Origin of the sequence: Rugamonas rubra, assembly GCF_900114705.1 — a bacterium.
In the GTDB taxonomy this organism is placed as follows: domain Bacteria; phylum Pseudomonadota; class Gammaproteobacteria; order Burkholderiales; family Burkholderiaceae_D; genus Rugamonas; species Rugamonas rubra.
In genome coordinates this window covers 185,026-204,801 of record NZ_FOTW01000004.1, presented here as the reverse complement: position 1 = coordinate 204,801, position 19,776 = coordinate 185,026, and the positions used below count along the sequence as shown (strand labels likewise).

Sequence of the window (19,776 nt, the reverse complement as noted above, 5' to 3'; positions counted from 1 at the left end):
TGATTTTTTTACACCAGCGGTCTAAGGTAGCTCAGCCTACCCGACTGTTCTGCATTTTTTCCGATTGCGATCGACCGATGCGTACACAGATTTCGTCCCAGCCCGCCGCCCGCCCCGCCACCCCAACGCGCGCGGGGTGGCGCGCCTGAGGCCGCGATGCGCTTCCATCTGCAGGTACAGGGCGGCGCCGGCGCGCGCAGCGTGGCGCTCGACGCCGCCAGCGAGGCCGAGGCGATCCGCCAGGCCGCGCGCAACGGCTGGCGCGTGCTGTCCATCGCCGGCGCGCCGGCCGGCGCTGGCATCGGCACCGGCGCCGGCACCGCTGGCGGCTTGGCCGGCGCCGCCGCCGCCGCGCGCGGCCGCCAGCCCTTGCCGCTGCTGCAGTTCAGCCAGGAGCTGCTGGCCCTGCTCGAGGCCGGCCTGAACCTGGGCGAGGCCATGGCCACGCTGCACAACAAGGAGGGTCGCGCCGGCGCCCGCGCCACCTTGGCGGCGATCCGCCTGGCGCTGCAGCAGGGCCAGAGCTTCTCCGACACGCTGGCCGGCTTCCCGGCCGTGTTCCCCGACCTCTACGTCGCCACCGTGCACGCCGCCGAACGCTCCGGCAACCTGCCCGAGGCGCTGGCCCGCTTCGTCGCCTACCAGCTGCAGTTCGACGCGATCCGCAAGAAGCTGGTGTCGGCGGCGATCTACCCGACCATGCTGCTGGCCGTCGGCACCCTGGTCACCCTGTTCCTGCTCGGCTACGTGGTGCCCAAGTTCAGCGTGGTCTACGAAAGCTCGGGCCGCGAGATCCCCTGGCTGTCGCAGATGCTGCTGGCCTTCGGCCAGTCGCTGGCGGCGCACCCCTGGCTGTGCCTGGCCGCGCTGGGCGGCACGGTCGCCGCGCTGGTGCTCGGCCTGGGCAACGCCGCGCTGCGCGCCCGCCTGGTGCTGGCCGTGCTGCGCCTGCCGCTGCTGGCGGCCAAGGCCGCCGAGTTCCGCCTGGCGCGGCTGTACCGCGCCCTCAGCCTGCTGCTGCACGCCGGCATTCCGCTGTCGAAGGCGCTGGCCATGAGCGGCGCCATGCTGCTGCCGCAGCAGCGCGAGCAGCTGCTGCGCGCCCGCCGCGCCGTCGAGCAGGGCCTGCCCTTCTCCGCCGCGCTGGAGCAGAACGGCCTGGCCACGCCGGTGGCGCAGTCGCTGCTCCGGGTCGGCGAGAACACCGGCCGGCTGGGCGACATGCTGGAGCGCTCGGCCAAGTTCCACGACGAGGAGTTCGCCCGCTGGGTCGACTGGGCCTCGCGCCTGCTCGAGCCGTTGCTGATGACCTTGATCGGCGTGGTGATCGGCGGCGTGGTGGTGCTGATGTACATGCCGATCTTCGAGCTGGCCGGGAGCCTGTCGTGAACGCGCGCGAACCGGCCGTGCTCGGCGCCGAGCTGCTGCACGCGGCGCGCGCCGCCGCCCAGGCGCAGGGCCGGCCGCAGCTGACCATTTTGCAGGAGCTGGCCGGCCTGACGCCGGAGGAGTTCACCCGCCAGTTGGCCGCGCTGTTCTGCTACCCGGCCTGGAACATGGCGCGGCTGCAGGCGGCCCGTCCGGCCTTCGAGCTGCTGCCCTACACCGACTGCGCCCAGCGCGACTGCGTGCTGCTGCACTGCCCGCAGGCCGGCGCCCCGGTGCTGGTGGTCGCCGACCCCTTCGCCGACGACCTGCTGCAATGGGCCGACTACGCCGCCGGCGCCGCCGGCGCCACCTTTAGCGTGGCGCTGGCCCACGCCGACGACCTGGCCGCCTACCTGGCGCAGCTGGAGAGCGTGCAGCAGGCCATGCAGGACATGGCCGACGACGACGGCGCGGCGGGCGCCAACGCCGAGCAGAACGTCGAGGACATCTCGCTGATCCGCATCAGCGAGGACAGCAGCCCGGTGGTCAAGCTGGTCAACTCGACCATCTACGACGCGCTCAAGTTCCAGGCCTCCGACATCCACCTCGAATGCGACGTCGCCAGCCTGGTCATCAAGTACCGCGTCGACGGCGTGCTGGTGCAGGCCGGCCAGGTGCAGGGCCTGCAAATGGCCGAGCAGGTCATCTCGCGCATCAAGGTGCTGGCCGACCTCGACATCGCCGAGCGCCGCGTGCCGCAGGACGGCCGCTTCAAGGTGCGCGTCAAGGGCAGCGAGATCGACTTCCGCGTCTCCATCATGCCCAACATCTTCGGCGAGGACGCCGTGCTGCGTCTGCTCGACCGGCGCGCCCTGACCGAGGCGGCCGCCGCGCTGCGGCTGGAGAGCCTGGGCCTGAACGCCGACGCCATCGCGCAGATCCGCCGGCTGGCCGCCAAGCCGCACGGCATGCTGCTGGTGACCGGGCCGACCGGCTCGGGCAAGACCACCACGCTGTACGCCGCCATCACCGAGATCAACACCGGCCGCGACAAGATCGTCACCATCGAGGACCCGGTCGAATACCGCCTGCCGCGCGTGCTGCAGATCCCCGTCAACGAGAAGAAGGGGCTGACCTTCGCGCGCGGCCTGCGCTCGATCCTGCGGCACGACCCGGACAAGATCATGATCGGCGAGATCCGCGACGACGAGACGGCGCAGATCGCCGTGCAGGCCTCGCTGACCGGCCACCTGGTGTTTACCACCGTGCACGCCAACAACGTGTTCGACGTGGTCGGCCGCTTCCTGCACATGGGGGTGGACCCGTACAGTTTCGCGGCGGCGCTCAACGGCATCGTCGCGCAGCGCCTGCTGCGGCTCAACTGCGAGCACTGCGCCGTCGACACCGCGCCCAACGCGCAGGAGCTGCGCGACAGCGGCCTGACGGCGCCGCAGGTGGCCGGCTGGCGCTTCATGGCCGGCGCCGGCTGCGGCCACTGCCGGGGCACCGGCTACAAGGGCCGCAAGGCGGTGGCCGAGGTGCTGGTCCTGAACGACGCCATGCGCGAGATGATCTGCACCCGCGCCCCGCTCAGCCGCATGAAGGAGGAGGCCGCCGGCATGGGCTTCCGCCTGGCGCGCGAGGCCGCGCTGGACCTGGTGCGGCTGGGCGAAACCACCTTGACGGAGCTGAACCGTGTCACTTATTGAGCATGTTGAACACCTCGCGCCGGCCACCCTGTGCCTGCACCTGGGCCCGCAACAGCTGCTGGCGCTGCCGCGCCGGGGCCGCCGGCCCGACCCGGCCGGCGCGCAGCGCCTGGCCTACGCCAGGCCGGACGGCCACTGGCAGAACGCGCTCGACGCGCTGCGCGAGTATTTGCTCGGCTTGGCGCAGAGTGCCAGCGCAGACAAACCCGCCGGCGCCACTGCGCGCGCGCCGCTGGAGATCAGCCTGGCCGGACGCTGGTGCCAGATGACGCTGGCGCCGTGGAGCGAGGCCCTGCTGGCCGAGCCGGGCGCGGCGCGCTTCCTACAAAACCAATTGGCCGCCGTGTACGGCGACGCCGCGCGCGGCTGGAGCCTGTGCGCCGACGACGCCCCCTACGGCCAACCGCGCCTGGTCTGCGGCATCGACGCGGCGCTGCTGCAAGGCCTGCGCCAATTGGCCGAGGAACAGGGCCGGCGCTGCCGCGTGGTCGAACCGCTGCTGGGCGCCGTCTGGCGCGCGCTGGCGCCGGCCAAACCGCAGGCCTTCGCCGTGGTCGAAGCGGGCCGCATGACGCTGGCCGCGCTGGCGCGCGGCGGCATCGCGGCGATCCAAACGCAGCCCTGCGGCGCCGGCTGGCACGCCGAACTGGCGCAGGCCTGGCAGCGCTGGACGCTGCGCGCGCCCGAGCTGGCCGGCATCGCCGAGATCCTGGTGGTCGACATGAGCGGCGCCGCCCGCCCGCAGGAGCTGCTGGCGCCGCAATTCAAGCTGGTGGCCGGCCCCTACGGCGCGCCAAGCTCGGCGTCGGGCGCGCTGATGGAGGCGGCATGAGCGACTTGAGCGAACTGAACAAATTGGGCGCCGCCGCCGGGCGGCGCGGCGACAGCCGGCTCAACTTCGTCCACCGGCCCGGCGGCGCGGCCACGCGCGGCTGGCGCCTGGCGCTGCTGGCGCTGGGCCTGGCCGCGCTGCTGCCGGCCGGCGCCAATTGGCTGGCCCAGTGGCAGGACGTGCGGCGGTTGGAAGCGCAACTGGCGCAGGCACAACCGCGCCCGGTCGCCCGCGCCGTGCTCGACCCGGCGCGCCAACGCGAGCTGGACCTGCAACTGAAAGCCATCGCCGAGGCGGTGCGCCAGCTCAACCTGCCGGTGGCGCGCCTGATCAAAACGCTGCAAGCGCCGCGCGACATCCGCGTCGCCCTGCTGTCGCTGGACCTGAACGGCCAACCCGAGCTGGAGCAGACCGAGGCCGGCGCCAGCGTCGCCAAGGGCATGGCGGATAGCCCGGCCGGCGCCTTGAAGATAGGCGCCGAGGCGGAGACGGCGCAGGACATGATCAACTACCTGGCCTTCCTCAACCAGCAGCCGCTGTTCAAGTCGGTCTATCTGGTCAAGCACGAGATGAGCGCGACGACGGCGGAGCACGCCTATCGATTCCAACTGGAGGCCCAATGGCGGCAATGAACCCGCGCCCGGCGCCATCCCTGCGCCTGCCCGCCAACCTGGTGCCGCGCCTGCTGTGGCAGGCCAAACGCATGGCGCGCCAACTTGGCGCTGGGGCGCTGGCCGGTGCCGCCGCGCTGGTGTTGGCGGCGCTGGCGCTATGGCACGGCGCCGCTCTGGAGCAGCACAAACTGACGCTGGCGCGGCAACTGGAGCAGGCCGCGCGCGCCGCCGCCCAGCCGGCCGCGCCGGCATCGCTGGTCGCCAGCGACGCCGGCGCCGTGGCCGCCTTCCAAGCCTATCTGCCGGCGCACGACATGATCCCCGACCAGTTGAAGGCGCTGGTCGAAGTGGCCCTGGCCAACGGCGTCACCCTGGCCAAGGCCGACTACAAGGCGCAGGCCGAACCGCGCGGCGGCTTCACCCGCTACCAGATCACGCTGCCGATCAAGGCCGACTACGCCAAGGTGCAGGCCTTCATCCTGGCCGCGCTGCAGGCGTTGCCGACCTTGACGCTGGACTCGGTGGCATTGCGCCGCGAGCAGATCGAGGCCGGCGAGGTCGAGGCGCGCATTCAGTTCCAGCTGCTGGTGCGCCAGCGCGGCGGGCGGCCATGAGAAAGCTGCTGATCGCCGCCGCCGGCGCCACCCTGCTGGCCGCCTACTTCGCGCCCGACCAGGACGGCGGCGTGGTCGGCCCGGCCGGCGCCAGCACGCGCGAGCGCCCCGCCGTCGCGCCGGCCGCCGCGCCGGTGCTGCCGGCCACGCCGCTGATTCCGGCGGCCCAGGCCGACGCCGCCAACGCCCTGCGCATCCAGCCGCGCCGGCACAACGGCGATGGTCACGACGGCGACGACGACGAGCTTGGCAACGTCTTCGCCAAACAAAGCTGGCAGCCGGAGGCGCCGAGGAAGCCCATGCCGGCGCAACAGGAGTCCTCGCCAGCGGCGGCGCCGCCCAAGCCGGCCGGGCCGGCCGGCGCGCCGCCGCTGCCCTTTCTGTTCATGGGCCGCTTCGTCGACGAGGGCAAGGCCGCCTTCTTCCTGCAACTGGACGGCCGCAACATTGTCGCCCACGCCGGCGACAAGATCGACGACAGCTATGTGCTCGACAGCGTCGGCGCCGACGCCCTGCACTTCATCTATTTGCCACTCAATCAAAAGCAATCACTGGTCGTAGGGGACACGAATTGAACAACACCACCACCGGCCTGCCAACGCTGCTGCCAGCACTGCTCCTTGCGTTGCTACTCACGGCCTGCGCCGGCAGCCAGACCTTCAAGGAGGGCAACGCCCTGCTCGACGCAGGCCAGGTCGAGCCGGGTCTGGCCAAGCTGGAGCAGGCGGCGCGCGACGATCCGCACAACGCCGAGTTCCGCATCGTTCTGCTGAACCGCAAGCTGCGCCTGGTCCACGCGATGAACACGCGCGCCGACGCGCTGCGCATGAAGGGCGACCTGGCCGCCGCCGAGCAGGCCTACAAGCAGGCGCTGGCCATCGACGCCAACAACACGGTGGCGCGCCAGGGGCTGGAGGCGCTGGCGCAGGACCGCCGCCACCAACAGGCGCTGGCCGCCGCCGAGGCCCTGCTCGGGCGGGGCGGCGAGGTCAACCTCGGCCAGGCGCAGGAGCTGCTGCGGCCGGTGTTGCTGGAACGCCCCAACCAGCGCGACGCGCTGCGCCTGAAGACGCGGCTGAACGACGCCATGGGTCGGCTGCGCCCGGCCGGCGGCCGGCTCGCGGCGGCCTACCGCAAGCCGGTCACGCTGGAGTTCCGCGACGCGCCGCTGCGCGCCGTGTTCGACTTCATCAGCAAGGTGTCGGGCCTGAACTTCGTCTTCGACCGCGAGGTCGATCCCAACATCCGCGCCACCATCTCGGTGCGCGACACCAGCATCGAGGATGCCATCGGCATGCTGTTGGGCGCCAACCAGCTGGAACAAACCGTCACCGGCGAACGCTCGGTCACCATCTACCCCAACACGCCGCAAAAGGTGAAGGACTACCAGCAGCTGCTGGTGCGCAGCTTCTTCCTCACCAACGGCGACGTCAAGACCGTGGCCTTCTCGTTGAAGACCCTGCTCAAGGCGCGCGACCTGGTGACGGACGAACGCACCGGTATCATCATCATGCGCGACACGCCGGCGATGATCCGCATGGCCGAGCGCATCATCGCCGTGCAGGACCTGGCCGACCCGGAGGTGATGCTGGAGGTCGAGGTGCTGGAGGTGAAGCGCTCGCGCATCCAGGAGGTCGGCATCGAGTGGCCGGACAGCGCCACCCTGAGCCTGGGCGGCGCCGCCAATTCGCAGAACGGCCTGTACGTGAACGACCTGCGCCACATCAACGGCAAAAACATCAAGCTGGGCCTGGGGCCGGTGGTGCTGAAGGCCGGCCTGACCGACAGCGACAGCAAACTGTTGGCCAATCCGCGCATCCGCGTACGCAACAAGGACAAGGCCAAGGTGCTGATCGGCGACCGGGTGCCGGTCATCACCGTCACCACCAACAACGGCGTCAGCTCGGACAGCGTCAACTACGTCGACGTCGGTCTCAAGCTCGACGTCGAACCGAACGTCTACCTGGACGACGAGGTGGCCATCAAAATCAACCTGGAGGTCAGCAACGTGATCAAGGTGGTGACCAGCAAATCCGGCACCCAGGCCTACCAGATCGGCACGCGCAGCGCCACCACCACGCTGCGCCTGAAGGACGGCGAGACCCAGGTGCTGGCCGGCCTGATCAGCGACGAGGACCGCGCCTCCGGCAACCGCGTGCCCGGCGTGGGCGAGCTGCCGGTGCTGGACCGCCTGTTCGGCAGCCACAAGGACGACAGCCTGCGCAGCGAGATCGTGCTGTCGATCACGCCGCGCGTGCTGCGCGCCATCCGCCGCCCCGAGCTGAGCGCCGCCGAGTTCAACTCCGGCACCGAGAGCGACATCGGCGGGCGCGGTCCGCTGCTGGCCGGCGTCGGCCCCGCCGCGCCGGCCCTGCCCGAGGCGCCGCAGGAAAGCGGTGGATCGCCGATGACCGGCGGTGGCAACGCCATGACCGGCGGCGACGCCGACGGCGCGCCCGTCGCGCCGCCCGCCCCCGCCCCCGCGCAGGCGGCCGAGCCGCCGCCGACCACCAGCCGGGCCAAGCCTGGCGCCACGCCCAACAACACGCCGAAGAAGGGCCAGTGACCATGGCCAGCCCTAGCCCGCGCCGGCGCGCCTCCGGCTTCACCTTCATCGAGCTGATGATCACCCTGGCCATCATGGGCACGCTGGCGATGGTGGCCGTGCCGATGACCCAGGTGGCGCTGCAGCGCGCCAAGGAGCACCAACTGCGCGACGCGCTGATCGAGCTGCGCGAGGCGATCGACGCCTACAAGCGGGCCGCCGACGCCGGCCGCATCAAGCTGGCCATCGGCGACTCCGGCTTTCCCAAGAAGCTCGACGACCTGGTGCGCGGCGTGCCGGACGAGCGCAGCCCGCGCAAGCAAAACATCTACTTCCTGCGCCGCCTGCCGCGCGACCCCTTCGCCAGCAATAACGCCACCAGCGCCGACAGCGACGGCGCGGCGGCCGGCTGGGCGCTGCGCAGCTACAACTCGCCGCCCGACAATCCCAGCGAGGGCGACGACGTGTTCGACGTCGCCTCGCGCTCGCCCAAGGTGGGCCTGAACGGCGTGCCGCTGCGGCTATGGTGAATGCATGGTGAATCCAACTCACAAGCGCGGCGGCTTCACGCTGATCGAGCTGCTGGTGGTGCTGGCCATCATTTCGCTGCTGCTGACCATCGCGCTGCCGCGCTACTTCGGCTCGGTGGAAAAGTCCAAGGAGGTGGCGCTGCGCGAGAACCTGCAGGTGCTGCGCAGCGGTATCGACAAATACTACGCCGACAAGGGCGAGTACCCGGCCGCGCTGGCCGACCTGGTGACGCAGCGCTACTTCCGCAGCGTGCCGCTGGACCCGGTGACGGAATCGGCCGCCACCTGGCAGCTGCTGCCCTCGCAGGACGCCGACAAACCCGGCGTGGCCGACATCCGCAGCGGCGCCAAGGGCCGCACGCGCGAGGGCGTGCCCTTCGGCCAGCTATGAGCACCCCGCCCGCGCGCGGCTTCGCCTACCTGTGGACGCTGCTGCTGCTGGCCTTCATGGGCGTCGGCCTGGTGGTCACCTCCGGCCTGTTCGCCACGGCGGCGCGGCGCGACAAGGAGCGCGAGCTGATCTTCATCGGCCACGAGTTCCGCGCCGCCATCGAGCGCTACCACAACGCCGGCGGCAACGGCGCCATCAACGGCCAGAACCAATACCCGCTGCGGCTGGAGGACCTGCTCAAGGACCCGCGCTTTGCCAACCCACGGCGCCACCTGCGCCGCCTGTACGCCGACCCGATCAGCGGCAAGGCCGAATGGGGTCTGGTGCTGCAGCAGGGCCGCATCGTCGGCGTGCATTCGCTGTCGGAGAAGATCCCGCTCAAGCAGGACAACTTCGACCCGGACGACGCCGCCCTGCGCCGCAAGGCACGCTATGCCGATTGGCTGTTCACCTACCCGGCCGAGCTGTTCACGCCGGCCAAGGACGGCGAAAAGATCACCCTGGGCGGCGCGCCGGCCGCCGTGGCGGTACGACAAAACTGATATCATCGGCGGCGGCGCGGACGTGGAGCCGCGCCGCCACGCAAACCATCAGGAGACAATATGAGCATAGGCGGCGGCAGCATCGAACAAGCATTGGCCACCCTGTCCGAGATGACCGCCGGCGCGGTCGCCATCGGCAAGGCGGAACACCTGCAACGCATCGAGAAGGCCCAGGCCTTCATGCGCGACCAGGGCATCGCGGCGATCTACCTGAACGCCGGCTCCAACCTGCTGTACTTCACCGGCACGCGCTGGTATCCGAGCGAGCGCATGGTCGGCGCCATCCTGCCGGCCAGCGGCGCGGTGGAATACATCGCCCCGGCCTTCGAGGAAAGCACGCTGAAGGACTTCATGCTGGTCGAGGGCGCGGTCAACTGCTGGCACGAGCACGAGAGCCCCTACCAGTTGTTCGTCGATGTGCTGGGCCGCATGGGCGTGGCGCCGGACGCGGCGCGGCCGCCGCGCGTCGGCATCTGCGAGAGCGCCGCCTTCTTCATCTACGACGGCATCCGCCCGCTTGCGGCCGGCTACGCGCTGGAGAACGCGCGCAGCGTGACGGCGCACTGCCGCACGCGCAAATCGGCCGCCGAGATCGCGCTGATGCAGCGCGCCAAGGACATGACGCTGGCCGTCCACGTCGCCACCGCGTCCATGCTGCGCGAGGGGATCAGCACCACCGAGGTGGAGGAGTTCATCGCCCGCGCCCACCGCAAGGTCGGCGCGCCGGGCTCCTACTTCGTCATCGTGCTGTTCGGCGAGGCCACCGCCTACCCGCACGGCGTCAGCTACGTGCAGACGCTCAAGCCTGGCGACACGGTGTTGATCGACACCGGCTGCAAGCTGCACAACTACATCTCCGACATCACCCGCACCTACGTCTTCGGCACGCCGAGCGAACGCCAGCGCAGCGTGTGGAACAGCGAGAAGGCGGCGCAGGCGGCGGCCTTCGCGGCGGCCCAGCTGGGCGTGCCCTGCGAGGAGGTCGACCGCGCCGCCCGCCGCTCGCTCGAGGCCGACGGCTTCGGCCCCGGCTACAAGCTGCCCGGCCTGCCGCACCGCACCGGCCACGGCATCGGCCTCGACATCCACGAGTGGCCCTACCTGGTCGGCGGCGACACGACGCCGCTGGCGCCCGGCATGTGCTTCTCCAACGAGCCGATGATCTGCATCCCCGGCGAGTTCGGCGTGCGCCACGAGGACCACTTCTACATGACCGAGAGCGGCCCACGGTGGTTCACCGAGCCGGCCCACAGCATCGACGATCCCTTCGGCCTGCGCAAGTAAATTCGGCACCGCCTGCTGCGGCCGGCTTCTCCGTATCAAATCGCAAGCGGCGCGGCGGCCCGCCGCGCCGTTGCAAAAAGCCGCGCGCCGGGATGAAATTGCCCTTGCGTACTAGCACGGGAGGGCACAACGCGCTAGTATCCAAGGTGTCGGCCGCGCGCATGGCCGACACACCCAACGGGTATGCATGCTCCGTCCAAGCCCGGGTGTCCCTGCCAATTTGAAAGAGACCTCATCATGCACAAGATGTTTTCCCTCGCCGGCCGCAGCATCGCCCTGACCGCCCTCTCCTCCGCCCTGCTGCTGCCCGCCGCCTTCGCGGCGGACGGCGGCGCCACCCGCACCGACGCCGAAGCCATGGTCAAGAAGGGCGTGGCCTTCATCAAGGCCAGCGGCGACCAGGCCGGCTACGCCGCCATCACCGGCAAGGACGCCAAGTTCATCGACCGCGACCTGTACCTGGTGGTGTACAAGCTCGACGGCACAGTCGCCGCCCACGGCGCCAACCCCAAGATGGTCGGCAAGAACCTGATCGAGCTGAAGGACATCGACGGCAAGGCCTTCGTCAAGGAGCGCGTCGATATGGGCAAGGCCAAGCCGCAGTTCTGGCAGGACTACAAGTTCACCAATCCGGAAACCAAGAAGATCGAACCGAAGCAGATGTACTGCGAGCGGCTCAACGAAACCGTGGTCTGCGGCGGCATCTACCTGTAAGCGCCGGCGGCGCGCCGAGCGGCGCGCATCCCGGCCGCGGACAGACCGGCGGTCCCTCCAACTCACGGTCCCCATATGAAAATAGCCCACAAGATCCTCATCGTCCCGGCGGCGGCCTTCGGCTGCCTGCTGTTGATGGGGCTGCTCTCCTTCTTCTCCATGCGGCAGAACGAGGCGCGCATGCACGACCTCAAGGAGAACACCTTCGCCGCCTTCCGCGCCGCCAGCCAGCAAACCATCGCCATCGGCCAGTTGCACGCCGAGGTGTACGCCAAGATGGCCATCGCCGCCAGCCTGTCGGAGCAGGACATGAAGGCCTTCGGCGAGAAGGTCAACCAGGAGGTCGCCCAGGTCAACAAGGAGGTGCAGCGCCTGCAGTCCAACCCGGAGGCGGCCGAACTGGCGCGCCAGGTGCCGCCGCTGCTGGAGAAGTACCGCAGCGGCGTGGCGCAGGCGCTCGACCTGGCGTCGATGGACCCGAACACCGGCGTCGCCGCCATGCAGGGCGCCGGCGACAGCTACAAGCAGCTGCGCGCCCTGCTGGCCGGCGTGCTGGCCCGGCTCGACGCCCACACCAACGAGTCGCTGCTCGACACCAAGAGCGCCAACGGCCGCGCCATGTGGGCCAGCCTGTTCACCATGCTGGCCGGCGTGGCGGTGCTGTCGGCCATTTCGCTATGGTTGGCGCGCGCCGTGGTCACGCCGATCGGCGCGGCCTGCGCGGCGGCCGAGCAGCTCGCCTCGGGCGACCTGACCACCCGCATCGAGGTGCGCAACGACGACGAGATCGGCAAGCTGTCGGCCGCGCTGGCCACGCTGGTGGCCAACTGGCGCGCCCTGCTGGGCGACATCCGCGTCGCCGGCAGCACCATCACCGCCGAGGCGCGCGACATCGCCCAAGGCAACGCCGACCTGTCGGCGCGCACCGAATCGCAGGCCAGCTCGCTGGAGCAGACCGCCGCCTCGATGCAGGACCTGACCAACACCGTGCGCGAGAACGCCGACCACGCGCGCCAGGCCAACCAGCTGGTGCTGTCGGCCTCCGACGTGGCGCTCAAGGGCGGCCAGGTGGTCAGCCAGGTGGTGCACACCATGGCCTCGATCAAGGAGAGCTCGAACCGCATCGTCGACATCATCGGGGTGATCGACTCGATCGCCTTCCAGACGAATATTTTGGCGCTCAACGCGGCGGTGGAGGCGGCCCGCGCCGGCGAACAGGGACGCGGCTTCGCCGTGGTCGCCACCGAGGTGCGCAACCTGGCGCAGCGCTCGGCCACGGCGGCGCGCGAGATCAAGGGGCTGATCGCCGATTCGGTGGAGAAGGTGGAAACCGGCAGCCGGCTGGCCGACGACGCCGGCCAGACCATGGGCCATATCGTCGAATCGGTCAAGCGCGTCACCGACATCATGGGCGACATCACGCTGGCCAGCCAGAAGCAGAGCGCCGGCATCGACGAGGTCAACTCGGCGATCACCGAGATGGACGATATGACGCAGCGCAACGCGGCCCTGGTGGAGCAGTCGGCGGCGGCGGCGCAGAGCATGCAGGACCAGGCGGTCGAGCTGCTGCGCGCGGTCAGCAATTTCCGTTTGGACGAGCATGCGGCGCAGCCCCTGGCCGCGCCGACCAGCCTGGCCGGCCTGCCCGCCGGGCGGCGCAAGGTGGCGGCCGCCGCGCCGGAACGCCTGACGGCGAGCCAGCACGGCTAGCGCGCCAAGTGCGGTCGGCGCTTAGGTAGCTTGGCGCGCCGGGCGCGCCGGCCCAGCCCAGTTCTGCCGGGCGCCGACGGCGAAACCCAGCCCGGCGACAAACCAGACCAGCGAGCCGACCACGTCGAAGGTGTCCAGCAGTTGTGGCACGTTCCAGGCGTAGGGCAGCAGCGCCAAGCCGCGCAGCAGGCCGACCGCGGCGATCACCACCAACGCAGTCCGTGGCAGCGGCAGGCGCGCCATCCGGCCCATACCGGACCAGGCGTACAGCGCGCAGATGAACATCAGGCCGCCGATAAGCGCGGCGCAGGTCGGCGCCAGCCAGGTGCCGGCGCGGGCGGACTCCACCACGAACTTGGGCGCGCGCAGCCAGGCGTACCAGTCGGGGCCGAGCAGCGGCGAGATCCAGTGGATGACGGCGCCGAACAGCGAAATGGCGGCGCCGGTCAGCAGCGCGGTTTGTTTGGGTTGCTCGTTCAACTATAGTCTTTCCAGAGGAGGGGGAAACGCGCCTTGAACGCCCGCCGCTACCCCAAGGCGCATGCAGCGGGGTCTGACCCCGTACGGGGTCAGCCCCCTTCGCACTTGGGGTAGGCCTTTGTGCCGGCGCGCGGCTAGCTTAGCACGCCCCGCGCGGCGGCATCAGCCGCGCTTCATCACCAGGGTCAGGATGTCGTAGCTGGCCACCAGCTCGTCGTTCTGGTTGGTCACCTGCACGTCCCACGCCACCACGCCCTGGCCGACGCCCTTGTCGTCGACGCGGTTGCGGTCGACCTTGCGCTTGCAGGTCAGGCGGGCGCGGATGGTGTCGCCGATCGCCACCGGCGTGATGAAGCGCAGGTTGTCCAGCCCGTAGTTGGCCAGCACCGGACCCGGCGCCGGCGAGACGAACAGCCCGGCCGCCGCCGACAGCACGAAGTAGCCGTGCGCGATGCGCTTGCCGAACTGGGTATCCTTGGCGGCGATGTCGTCGAAGTGCATGTAGAAGTAGTCGCCGGAGACGCCGCCGAAGTTGACGATGTCGGCCTCGGTCACGGTGCGGCGGTGGGTCAGCAGCGAGTCGCCCATCTTGAGCTCCTCGAAGTACTTGCGGAACGGGTGCAGCGGGCTTTCCTGCACGGCGGCGCCGCGCACGTACTCGCCGGTGACGGCGGCCAGCATGGTCGGCGAGCCCTGGATGGCGGCGCGCTGCAGGAAGTGGCGCACCGCGCGGATGCCGCCCAGCTCCTCGCCGCCGCCGGCGCGGCCCGGGCCGCCGTGCTTGAGCTGCGGCAGCGGCGAGCCGTGGCCGGTCGAGTCGACCGAGGCCTCGCGCTCGAGGATCAGCACGCGGCCGTGCGAGGCGGCGGCGATCGGCACGGCGCGCGCGGCGATCAACGGGTCCTTGGTCACCAAGGTGCTGACCAGGCTGCCCTTGCCGCGCGCCGCCAGTGCCAGCGCCTCGTCCATGTCGCCGTAGCTGATGATGGTGCTGACCGGGCCGAAGGCCTCGACGTCGTGCACCGCGTCGTTGCGCATGCCGTCGCGGCACAGCAGCAGCGTCGGCGAAAAGAAGCAGCCGTCGGCCACGCCTTCGCCGAGCGGCTTGAAGCCGTCGGCCGCGCCGAACAGCACCTCGTTGCCGCGCGATAGAATGGCCACCCGTTCGGCCACGTCGCGCTGCTGGTCCTTGGAGGCCAGCGCGCCCATGCGCACGCCCTCGACCGAGGGGTCGCCCACGCTGACCTTGGCCAGGCGCTCGCGCAGGCGCGTGCCGACCGCGTCGACATGCTGCTGCGGCACGATGATGCGGCGGATCGCCGTGCACTTCTGGCCGGACTTGCCGGTCATCTCGCGCGCCACCTCCTTGATGAACAGCTCGAACTCGACGTCGTCGGGCGACACGTCCGGCGCCAAAATGGCGCAGTTGAGCGAGTCCGCCTCGGCCGTGAAGGGCACCGAGTTGGCGATCAGGTTGCGGTTGGTGCGCAGCTTGGCGGCGGTGTCGGCCGAGCCGGTGAAGGTGACCACGTCGGCACCGTTCAGGCGGTCGAGCAGGTCGCCGGTGGAGCCGATCACCAGTTGCAGGCTGCCCTCGGGCAGCAGACCGGATTCGTGCATCATGCGCACCACCGCCTCGGTCAGGTAGCTGGTGGCGGTGGCCGGCTTGCCGATGCAGGGCATGGCGGCCAGGAAGCTGGGGGCGAACTTCTCCAGCAGGCCCCAGATGGGGAAGTTGAAGGCGTTGATGTGCACCGCCAGGCCGCCGCGCGGCACCAGGATGTGGGTGCCGGAGAAGCCGCCGTTCTTACCCAGCGCGATGGCCGGGCCCTCGTGCAGCACGTTCGACGAGGGCAGCTCGCGGCTGCCCATGCTGGCGTAGGCGAACAGGGTGCCGGTGCCGCCCTCGATGTCGACCCAGCTGTCGGCGCGGGTGGCGCCGCTCAGGTGCGAGATGGCGTACAGCTCCTCCTTGCGGCTGGCCAGGTACAGCGCCAGCGCCTTCAGGCGCGCGGCGCGCTGCTGGAAGTCGAGCGCCATCAGGCCGGGCACGCCGGTCTTGCGGGCATAGGTGACGGCCTCGTCGAAGTCGATCTTCTCGGCGTGGGTGTGGTAGATCAGCGAGTTGTTCAGCGCGCTGTGCAGCGGCATGGACGCCTCGGCGCCGAGCCAGCGGCCGCCGATCCAGCTTTGTAGGGTTGCTACTGTAGCCATCTGATGTTCTCCAAATGTGTATGTAAATTGCGTTAAAGGTTAGCGCGTCCGTTCCGGCAAGCGACCCCAGCAATCGGGGTCAGTGCCGACAATCGGACAAATTCTGCCTGCCCGAAGAACGTTCCGCTTGAGCTCGTGTCCGAATGTCGGCACTGACCCCGGGTGGGGGAGCGTCAGGCGGACGCGTTTTTGTGCAGGTGCAGCGGCAGCGCGCTGTCCCAGTCGATGCGCTTGCGGTCCGACTCCACTTCGCTCAGGGCCTCGACCAGGCGCATGGTTTGCATCGAGCGGATCGCCAGCTCCTGGTACTGGCCGGTGCCGGCGCTCTTCCATTTGATCTCGTCGTCGCTCAGCGCGCGCAGCACGCGGGCCGGCGAGCCGACCGCCATGCTGCGCGGCGGGATGACCATGCCGGCCTTGACGAAGCTCATCGCGGCGACGATGCTGTCGGCGCCGACGACGGCGTTGTCCATCACCACCGCGTTCATGCCAACCAGGGCGTTGCGGCCGATGCGGCAGCCGTGCAGCACGGCGCCGTGGCCGATGTGGCCGTCCACCTCGACCACCGTGTCGCAGCCGGGGAAGCCGTGCATGACGCAGGTGTCCTGCAGGTTCGAGCCCTCCTCCATGATGAGGCGGCCGAAGTCGCCGCGCAGCGCCGCCAGCGGGCCGATGTAGCAGCGCGGGCCGACGATGACGTCGCCGATCAGCACCGCGCTCGGGTGCACGTAGGCGCTGGGGTGGACGACCGGCGTGACGCCGTTGATCTCATAAACTTTTACCATGCTCGTTTCCTCGTTTTCGCTCACATGCCCAGGTAGGCGCTCTGCACTTGTTCGTTGTCCAGCAGCTCGGGGCCGGGGCCGGACAGCGTGATGGCGCCGGTCTCGATGACGTAGCCGACGTCGGCGATCGACAGCGCGGCGCGGGCGTTCTGCTCGACCAGGAAAATGGTGATGCCCTGGTCGCGCAGGCTTTTGACGATACGGAAAATCTCGGCGATCAGCAAGGGAGCCAGGCCCATGCTCGGCTCGTCGAGCAGCAGCAGCTTGGGCCGGCCCATCAGCGCGCGCGCCATCGCCAGCATCTGCTGCTGGCCGCCGGACAGGGTGCCGGCCAACAGCAGGCGCTTCTCCTTGAGGATGGGGAACAACTGGTACATGCGTTCCATGTCGCCGGCCAGGTCCTCCTTGGGCCGGGTGAAGGCGCCCAGGCGCAGGTTGTCCTCGACCGACATGGGGCCGAACACCTGGCGCCCCTCGGGCACCTGGCAGATGCCGGCGCGCACGCGGCGGTCGGCGCTGACGCGGGCGATCTCTTCGCCGCCGAAGCGGATGCCGCCGCCGCTGATCGGCTGCACGCCGGAGATGGCGCGCAGCAGCGTGGTCTTGCCGGCGCCGTTGGCGCCGACCAGGGCGACCAGCTGGCCCTGGCCGATCTGCAGGTCGATGCCGTGCAGCGCCTGGATGCGGCCGTAGTGGCTGGTCAGTCCTTCGATGGCCAACAGCGGCCGGATAATCGGGTTCACGTCCATCTTCATGCCGCCACTCCCAAATAGGCCGCCACCACGTCCGGGTTGGCGCGCACTTCGGCGGCGCTCCCTTCGGCCAGTTTTTTGCCGTAGTCCAGCACCAGGATATGGTCGGACAAATTCATCACCAGTTTCATGTCGTGCTCGACCAGCACCACCGTCACGCCGGACTGCGCCACCTTGCGGATCAGCGCTTCGATCTCGCCGGTCTCGGTGTGGTTCAGGCCGGCGGCCGGTTCGTCCAGCAGCAGCACCTTGGGCCGCGCCGCCAGGGCGCGGGCGATCTCCAAGCGCTTCAGGGCGCCGTAGGGCATCTGGCTGGCCTCGGCGTCGATATAGCGGCCGACGCCGACGAAGTCCATCAACTGCGCCGCCTCGTCGCGGCAGGCCACATCGGCGCGGCGCAGCGAGGGCAGGCGCAGCATGGCGGCGAACAGGCTCTGGTTCAGCCGCAGGTGGGCGCCGACCATCACGTTGTCGAGCGCCGTCATGTTCATGCACACCTGCAGATTCTGGAAGGTGCGGCTCATGCCACGGCGCGCCAGCGCGTCCGGCGACAGGCCGGCGACGTTCTCGCCGCGCAGGATGACCTGGCCGGCGCTGGGCGTATAGACGCCTGTGATCAGGTTGAACAGCGTGGTCTTGCCGGCGCCGTTCGGCCCGATCACCGAGTGGATAGCGCCCTCCTTGATGGAGAAGCTGACGTCCTGCACGGCGTGCACGCCGCCGAAGCTCTTGCTCAGGTTTTGTATGGTCAGCATGTCAGCTCCCCTGTTTGGCGCTGGTTGCGACCTTGGCCACGGCCTTGGCCGCGACCTTGTCCACTGCGGCGTGCCCCGGTTCGGCCGCCTTGTGCTTGTGGCGGCGCTGCGCCAGGCTGGGCACCAGGCCGCGCGGCATGAAGATCATGGTGGCCATCAAGATCACGCCGAACACCACCGTCTCCCAGCCCTCGAAGCTCGACAGCAGTTGCGGCAGGATGGTCAGCAGCGCGGCGCCGACGATGGAGCCGAACACCGAGGCCATGCCGCCCACCACCACCATGGTCACCAGCTCGATCGAGTGGAAGAAGCCGGCCAGGTTGGGCGTGATGAAGCCGATGTAGTGGGCGCTGATGCTGCCGGCGATGCTGGCCACCACGGCCGACAGCACGAACACCTTGACCTTGAAGCGGGTGGTGTCGATGCCGGCGACGCGCGAGGCGACCTCGGAGCCGTGGATGGCCTGCAGCGCGCGGCCGGCCGGCGAGTCGATCAGGTTCAGCGCGAACCAGGTGAACAGCAGCAGCAGGGCGGCGCAGACGGCGTACCAGGACTTCTCGCCGCCGATCTCCAAGCCCAGCAGCGTGAAGGCGGGAACGGCGATGCCGTCCGGGCCGCCGGTCCACTGCGTCTCGTTGTTGATGACGATGGAGATGATGATGCCCAGCCCCAGCGTGGCCATGGCCAGGGTGTGGCCCTTCAGCTTGAGCACGGGACGCGCCAGCAGCAGCGCCAGCAGGCCGGTGGCGACGGCGCCCGCCGCCAGCGCGGCCAGCGGCGGCCAGTTGTAGTGGGTGGTCAGCACGGCCGAGGCGTAGGCGCCCAGGCCGTAGAAGCCGGCGTGGCCCAGGCTGATCTGGCCGGTGTAGCCCATCAGCAGATTGAGGCCGATGACCACCACGGCGTTGAGGGCGATGCGGATCGCCACGTCGTAGTAGAAGGCGTTGGGCAGCACCAGCGGCAGCGCCGCCAGCACCAGCGCCAACAGCAGCAGGCCGCGATTGCGGTCGAACAGCATCTTCATACACGCTCCGATACTTTGGCGCCGAACAGGCCGCGCGGCAGGAAGAACAGGATCAGCAGGATCAGCACGAAGGGCACGGCGTCCTTGTAGGCCGACGAGATGTAACCGGCCGTCATGGCCTCGGCGATGCCGAGGATCAGGCCGCCGGCCACCGCGCCCAGGCCGCCGCCAAGGCCGCCCAGCACGGCGGCGACGAAGCCCTTCAAACCCAGCATGATGCCGGCGTCGTAGGAGGTGTAGGTGATCGGCGCCACCAGGATGCCGCCGACGGCGCCCAGCAGGGCCGCCAGGCCGAAGGAGAACAGCAGCACGCGGCGCGTGTTGATGCCGACCAGGCGCGCCGCCAGCTTGTTGTGCGAGGTGGCCAGCATGGCCTTGCCGAGCAGGGTGCGGCCGAAGAACCAGCCGAGCGCGCCGACGATGGCCAGGGTGACGCCGAGCACCCACAGGCTTTGCGGCAGCAGGCTGGCGCCGAAGATGACGATCGGCGTGTCGCCCGAGAAGGCCGGCAGCGAATGGGTCGCCTTGCCGAGCCAGATCTGCACCAGGCCGCGCACCACCAGCGAGGCGCCGATGGTGATGATGATCAGCGTGACCACCTGGGCGTTCTGCGCCGGCTCGATGACCAGTTTTTCCATCAGCAGGCCGACCAGGCCGGTGAGCACGACGGCGACCACGATGGCCAGCGGCAGCGGCACGCCGGCCGAGGCCATGATGGCGGCCAGCATCCCGCCGAGCATGATGAACTCGCCCTGGGCGAAGTTGATCACGCCGCTGGTGTTGTAGATGATGGTGAAGCCGAGCGCGGCCAGCGCGTAGGCCGCGCCGACCGTCATGCCGGAAAAGAGGAACTGCAAAAATTGGGCAAGCATTGGTGTCTCCGTCTTGGTTCTGAGGTGCGCGGGTCGGTCGA

The 19,776-nt window shown here is 69.8% G+C and carries 20 protein-coding genes; 13 read left to right on the top strand and 7 right to left on the bottom strand.

Translation table 11 applies throughout. The features are described from left to right. Nucleotides 1–156 precede the first annotated feature (156 nt). The 13 genes from BM252_RS00965 to BM252_RS00905 all read left to right on the top strand — a co-directional run bounded on the left by BM252_RS00965 (nt 157) and on the right by BM252_RS00905 (nt 12,853). Nucleotides 157–1,389: a type II secretion system F family protein gene (locus BM252_RS00965; RefSeq protein ID WP_093382382.1), complete on the top strand. Its 1,233-nt coding sequence runs from the start codon at nt 157–159 to the stop codon at nt 1,387–1,389. Then, nucleotides 1,386–3,077 (top strand): GspE/PulE family protein, encoded by a 1,692-nt coding sequence (locus tag BM252_RS00960; RefSeq protein ID WP_093382380.1) that lies wholly within the window; start codon nt 1,386–1,388, stop codon nt 3,075–3,077. The genes BM252_RS00965 and BM252_RS00960 overlap by 4 nt, the downstream gene beginning before the upstream one ends. After that, entirely contained in the window at nt 3,064–3,909 is an 846-nt protein-coding gene (locus BM252_RS00955; RefSeq protein WP_245774020.1) for a hypothetical protein, read from the top strand. Before BM252_RS00960 ends, BM252_RS00955 begins: the two co-directional genes overlap by 14 nt. Next, the gene (locus BM252_RS00950; RefSeq protein WP_093382378.1) at nt 3,906–4,541 is read left to right on the top strand and encodes a hypothetical protein; all 636 of its coding nucleotides are present in this window, start codon (nt 3,906–3,908) and stop codon (nt 4,539–4,541) included. The genes BM252_RS00955 and BM252_RS00950 overlap by 4 nt, the downstream gene beginning before the upstream one ends. Further along, on the top strand, nt 4,529–5,137 hold the full coding sequence (locus BM252_RS00945; protein WP_093382376.1) for a hypothetical protein: 609 nt from the start codon (nt 4,529–4,531) through the stop codon (nt 5,135–5,137). The genes BM252_RS00950 and BM252_RS00945 overlap by 13 nt, the downstream gene beginning before the upstream one ends. Further along, nucleotides 5,134–5,712, top strand: a complete 579-nt coding sequence (locus BM252_RS00940) for a hypothetical protein (RefSeq protein WP_093382373.1) — start codon at nt 5,134–5,136, stop codon at nt 5,710–5,712. Before BM252_RS00945 ends, BM252_RS00940 begins: the two co-directional genes overlap by 4 nt. Beyond that, nucleotides 5,709–7,703: a general secretion pathway protein GspD gene (locus BM252_RS00935; protein WP_245774019.1), complete on the top strand. Its 1,995-nt coding sequence runs from the start codon at nt 5,709–5,711 to the stop codon at nt 7,701–7,703. Before BM252_RS00940 ends, BM252_RS00935 begins: the two co-directional genes overlap by 4 nt. Before the next feature lie 2 nt (nt 7,704–7,705). Further along, on the top strand, nt 7,706–8,212 hold the full coding sequence (locus BM252_RS00930; protein WP_093382371.1) for a type II secretion system protein: 507 nt from the start codon (nt 7,706–7,708) through the stop codon (nt 8,210–8,212). A 4-nt stretch (nt 8,213–8,216) separates the two neighbouring features. Further along, the gene (locus BM252_RS00925; RefSeq protein WP_093382368.1) at nt 8,217–8,603 is read left to right on the top strand and encodes a type II secretion system protein; all 387 of its coding nucleotides are present in this window, start codon (nt 8,217–8,219) and stop codon (nt 8,601–8,603) included. After that, nucleotides 8,600–9,145, top strand: coding sequence for a type II secretion system protein (locus BM252_RS00920; RefSeq protein WP_093382366.1), 546 nt, complete (start codon nt 8,600–8,602; stop codon nt 9,143–9,145). The genes BM252_RS00925 and BM252_RS00920 overlap by 4 nt, the downstream gene beginning before the upstream one ends. A 60-nt stretch (nt 9,146–9,205) precedes the next feature. Further along, complete coding sequence (locus tag BM252_RS00915) at nt 9,206–10,429, top strand: M24 family metallopeptidase (RefSeq protein ID WP_093382363.1); 1,224 nt, start codon at nt 9,206–9,208, stop codon at nt 10,427–10,429. 237 nt (nt 10,430–10,666) lie between these two features. Beyond that, complete coding sequence (locus BM252_RS00910) at nt 10,667–11,143, top strand: cache domain-containing protein (protein ID WP_093382361.1); 477 nt, start codon at nt 10,667–10,669, stop codon at nt 11,141–11,143. A gap of 75 nt (nt 11,144–11,218) precedes the next feature. Continuing rightward, on the top strand, nt 11,219–12,853 hold the full coding sequence (locus BM252_RS00905) for a methyl-accepting chemotaxis protein (RefSeq protein WP_093382358.1): 1,635 nt from the start codon (nt 11,219–11,221) through the stop codon (nt 12,851–12,853). A 21-nt stretch (nt 12,854–12,874) separates the two neighbouring features. Here BM252_RS00905 and BM252_RS00900 read toward each other — a convergent pair whose 3' ends face one another. The 7 genes from BM252_RS00900 to BM252_RS00870 all read right to left on the bottom strand — a co-directional run bounded on the left by BM252_RS00900 (nt 12,875) and on the right by BM252_RS00870 (nt 19,735). After that, the gene (locus BM252_RS00900) at nt 12,875–13,333 is read right to left on the bottom strand and encodes a hypothetical protein (RefSeq protein ID WP_093382356.1); all 459 of its coding nucleotides are present in this window, start codon (nt 13,331–13,333) and stop codon (nt 12,875–12,877) included. A gap of 162 nt (nt 13,334–13,495) precedes the next feature. Further along, the gene (gene paaZ / locus BM252_RS00895; protein WP_093382353.1) at nt 13,496–15,547 is read right to left on the bottom strand and encodes a phenylacetic acid degradation bifunctional protein PaaZ; all 2,052 of its coding nucleotides are present in this window, start codon (nt 15,545–15,547) and stop codon (nt 13,496–13,498) included. A 173-nt stretch (nt 15,548–15,720) separates the two neighbouring features. Next, nucleotides 15,721–16,332, bottom strand: a complete 612-nt coding sequence (locus BM252_RS00890) for a phenylacetic acid degradation protein PaaY (RefSeq protein ID WP_093383229.1) — start codon at nt 16,330–16,332, stop codon at nt 15,721–15,723. Nucleotides 16,333–16,352: 20 nt separating this feature from the next. Beyond that, nucleotides 16,353–17,081, bottom strand: a complete 729-nt coding sequence (locus BM252_RS00885) for an ABC transporter ATP-binding protein (RefSeq protein ID WP_245774054.1) — start codon at nt 17,079–17,081, stop codon at nt 16,353–16,355. Nucleotides 17,082–17,083: 2 nt separating this feature from the next. Continuing rightward, nucleotides 17,084–17,839: an ABC transporter ATP-binding protein gene (locus BM252_RS00880; RefSeq protein WP_093382348.1), complete on the bottom strand. Its 756-nt coding sequence runs from the start codon at nt 17,837–17,839 to the stop codon at nt 17,084–17,086. A 1-nt stretch (nt 17,840) separates the two neighbouring features. Further along, nucleotides 17,841–18,863, bottom strand: coding sequence for a branched-chain amino acid ABC transporter permease (locus BM252_RS00875; protein WP_093382346.1), 1,023 nt, complete (start codon nt 18,861–18,863; stop codon nt 17,841–17,843). Continuing rightward, nucleotides 18,860–19,735 carry a branched-chain amino acid ABC transporter permease gene (locus BM252_RS00870; RefSeq protein WP_093382343.1) on the bottom strand — a complete coding sequence of 292 codons (876 nt, stop codon included), beginning with the start codon at nt 19,733–19,735 and terminating at the stop codon, nt 18,860–18,862. The genes BM252_RS00875 and BM252_RS00870 overlap by 4 nt, the downstream gene beginning before the upstream one ends. Nucleotides 19,736–19,776 lie beyond the last annotated feature (41 nt).

What these genes read in the sequence shown, in the direction of transcription:
- BM252_RS00965 (WP_093382382.1), top strand. Translation starts at nt 157, where the DNA reads ATGCGCTTCCATCTGCAGGTACAGGGCGGCGCCGGCGCGCGCAGCGTG.
- BM252_RS00950 (WP_093382378.1), top strand. Translation starts at nt 3,906, where the DNA reads ATGAGCGACTTGAGCGAACTGAACAAATTGGGCGCCGCCGCCGGGCGG.
- BM252_RS00945 (WP_093382376.1), top strand. Translation starts at nt 4,529, where the DNA reads ATGGCGGCAATGAACCCGCGCCCGGCGCCATCCCTGCGCCTGCCCGCC.
- BM252_RS00940 (WP_093382373.1), top strand. Translation starts at nt 5,134, where the DNA reads ATGAGAAAGCTGCTGATCGCCGCCGCCGGCGCCACCCTGCTGGCCGCC.
- BM252_RS00930 (WP_093382371.1), top strand. Translation starts at nt 7,706, where the DNA reads ATGGCCAGCCCTAGCCCGCGCCGGCGCGCCTCCGGCTTCACCTTCATC.
- BM252_RS00925 (WP_093382368.1), top strand. Translation starts at nt 8,217, where the DNA reads ATGGTGAATCCAACTCACAAGCGCGGCGGCTTCACGCTGATCGAGCTG.
- BM252_RS00920 (WP_093382366.1), top strand. Translation starts at nt 8,600, where the DNA reads ATGAGCACCCCGCCCGCGCGCGGCTTCGCCTACCTGTGGACGCTGCTG.
- BM252_RS00915 (WP_093382363.1), top strand. Translation starts at nt 9,206, where the DNA reads ATGAGCATAGGCGGCGGCAGCATCGAACAAGCATTGGCCACCCTGTCC.
- BM252_RS00910 (WP_093382361.1), top strand. Translation starts at nt 10,667, where the DNA reads ATGCACAAGATGTTTTCCCTCGCCGGCCGCAGCATCGCCCTGACCGCC.
- BM252_RS00905 (WP_093382358.1), top strand. Translation starts at nt 11,219, where the DNA reads ATGAAAATAGCCCACAAGATCCTCATCGTCCCGGCGGCGGCCTTCGGC.
- paaZ (WP_093382353.1), bottom strand. Translation starts at nt 15,547, where the DNA reads ATGGCTACAGTAGCAACCCTACAAAGCTGGATCGGCGGCCGCTGGCTC.
- BM252_RS00890 (WP_093383229.1), bottom strand. Translation starts at nt 16,332, where the DNA reads ATGGTAAAAGTTTATGAGATCAACGGCGTCACGCCGGTCGTCCACCCC.
- BM252_RS00885 (WP_245774054.1), bottom strand. Translation starts at nt 17,081, where the DNA reads ATGGACGTGAACCCGATTATCCGGCCGCTGTTGGCCATCGAAGGACTG.
- BM252_RS00880 (WP_093382348.1), bottom strand. Translation starts at nt 17,839, where the DNA reads ATGCTGACCATACAAAACCTGAGCAAGAGCTTCGGCGGCGTGCACGCC.
- BM252_RS00875 (WP_093382346.1), bottom strand. Translation starts at nt 18,863, where the DNA reads ATGAAGATGCTGTTCGACCGCAATCGCGGCCTGCTGCTGTTGGCGCTG.
- BM252_RS00870 (WP_093382343.1), bottom strand. Translation starts at nt 19,735, where the DNA reads ATGCTTGCCCAATTTTTGCAGTTCCTCTTTTCCGGCATGACGGTCGGC.